1 protein-coding gene is annotated in these 2,586 nt (G+C 35.7%); it reads right to left on the reverse strand.

The window, feature by feature from the left end; genetic code table 11:
* Positions 1 to 2,134 precede the first annotated feature (2,134 nt).
* The coding region (locus tag ACR2F7_RS06595; protein ID WP_432712789.1) for a hypothetical protein at positions 2,135 to 2,586 on the reverse strand (452 nt) is incomplete at its 5' end.

The following is a 2,586-nucleotide window of genomic DNA, read 5'->3' on the forward strand; positions in this document are numbered from 1 at the left end:
CTCTCTCCAGCTCTATTTGTGCACTGGGTTTACTTGCAAGAAAAGCGTAATCATCCAAGACCTTCTGAAGTCATGACAGGACACCTTTTTGAAAGGAGAGATCATGTGCAAAGTAGGCACGTAAAATGCTTCATTGCGCAGACCTCTCTCTACCTTAGGAGAACCAAAGACAACGCCAAGATTTGCAAAGAGTTCATGTTGTATCAACATGACAGCAACTGAATATCCTCAACCCTAACTTGTGCAGAAAATATTTGGACAGAAGGAGCAACTGGGTCAAAACAAATCCAGATTCTGCCATGATGGCTGGCGACCTGATGCAGTGTACTTCATTTAAATGGCAATACTTGAGCATACTTAACCTTATTTAGTAAAAAAAATGGGAGGAAAAAAGCGACCATGACAGAAAAAAAAGGTTTACATGCAACAGTAGAGATTTGCTGGTGGTCACTCACTCAGCTATTGATACATTGCTTTGAGGCCTATATATGGCAGACCAAACAGGATGCATAGTTCTCCTCAATCTGTAGTTATATGAGAAATTTTGTTTAGAGCCAAGTACCGATGTTTTATATATAAAAGCTAAAAGTTTAAAAGCATTAACTCAGCACTATTTGAAGTCATGAAATTTTGTCTCCAGTCTATAAAAGCAGCCTTAAGATAGACTATGAGCAACAGCAACCTTAAATAAATCTAAAGCTGTTTCAATTATATGACTAGTAGTTATGCTGTTTGACATGCCTGTAACACTATCCATATCAAAAGACAGGAATATTTAGGCATACCACAAGTTGAGGCCTAACAGCTCTAGTACAATCCATAAAACTCAGTTTTTAAAAGTTATCCCAAAAACTAGTTTAAAGCACCAGTTTTATAGAATCCAAATGAGCAAGCACATAATATTAATAAAAGCTAAAAAAATATCTATAGAAGTTCTGTAGCATTATTATAGTAAGTTTTCCTGTTAAGCGGAATAAGACTGTCATTATCATGCTGTACCTACTTTATAAGTCAATACTAACATGGTGCCACTTCAACCCCACTACAATCTTGCCATTCTTTACCATTCTTTAAAAGAATTATGTTTTAAATTATATTCCAATAGCTTAATTCATTTAGTTATAAACTGCCTCCTCTGCTTTTAACCACTACCATAGCCAATTCACCAACACTTATGCAGATGCACTTTACACTTTGCCAGTGGCTGAATTTGAATACTAGCATAAAGTGCTTCCTGCACAGAGATTAGCCAGGATAAGCTGCTTCTTAAAGTGGCAATACAATAACTTCGACTTCCATTAGCATATTATCATAATATACTGGTTGAATCAAAAGCTAGCTTAATAGCTATAATAATATATAAGCTATATAGTTAGAATTTTGTGCTGATTTTAAAAATTAATTTAATATAAAATTATAATGATAAACTAGCTCATATAATAATTCTTTTTATAGTATATATAATATAATAAATAGTAATATTAATAAAAATGTCTTATCATTAAACTATTTTTAACCATTTTTAAAATGTATAAATATATTAGAAATTTATAAAAATGTTTCATTAAGCTATTTAAGCCAGCCATAAATCTTTGTCTACTATAAAATATGTAAATTTTCTAACTAGAATAAAAAGTAAACTAAACCATCTCAAAGCTTTATATGAAGTTGAGTTTTGGTAAAGTTGCCTTTTTGAGATAAAACCTAATGGTTTTTTTTTGAACACGTGCTGTGTGCACGGTCCACATTGCAATACCCAGGTATTGCTTGGTAAACTTCCCAGTGGTGGAAAGTTTTCTAAACTCTCGAGGAACAACCACAGTTGATGTGGGTATTTGCCATAGCAAGCAAGTTTCAGGAACTAAATCAGGCTTTCAGGTTTCCATAGCTTCGAAGTCATCAGAAAGCTTTTGAAATGTCTCACGAATGAGGTGTTCATTGCCAATGTTGCTAAGAAGCTTGGTAAACTGAGCAATCTCGGTTTCACCTATGATTGTTAAATGTTAGTATATCTTTTCGAAAAACTTGCAATTTGATGGACTTTTGAAGCCATTCAAATATGTGCGAACAACTTTTATAAGCAATAAATACTTAAAAATCTACTCCAATATGTACGAACGAACTTGAAAGAATTTTATTTATACAAAGGAGTAAAGTATAAACGCTTTATAAATAACAAAAAGAATTTCGAACAAGACTTACTGAGATAATGCGCCGTCTTCTCAATCCTAGACACAATCGAGCCGACCCTGCTCCTGTGCCTAAAGACATCTCCTGCCCCAGGCTCATCCACATAATCTTCCGGAATCTCCTGACTCAAGTTAGTACCCGCCCTTAAAAGCCGAGCACAACTGCTCAAGCTCAAATTCATCTCCGAATAGTTGTGAGCTACCTTGCGAGCTTCCTCTGGTGTCAATCCGAAGTCGAGAAGCATCTTGTAGATGCCTGAGGCTTGAATCTCTGGAACGATGATGTCGTTGGTATTCGGCAGGCGTGGTAGAACAAGCTTTTCTCTCTGTCTTCTCGCCGCTTGTCCTTCCCTGACCTCATCCGGCTGTGTTTCAAGGTCCGGTCTGCCCATCTCGT

The sequence above is a fragment of the Pedobacter sp. genome (genome assembly GCF_045628745.1).
In the GTDB taxonomy this organism is placed as follows: Bacteria; Bacteroidota; Bacteroidia; order Sphingobacteriales; family Sphingobacteriaceae; genus Pedobacter.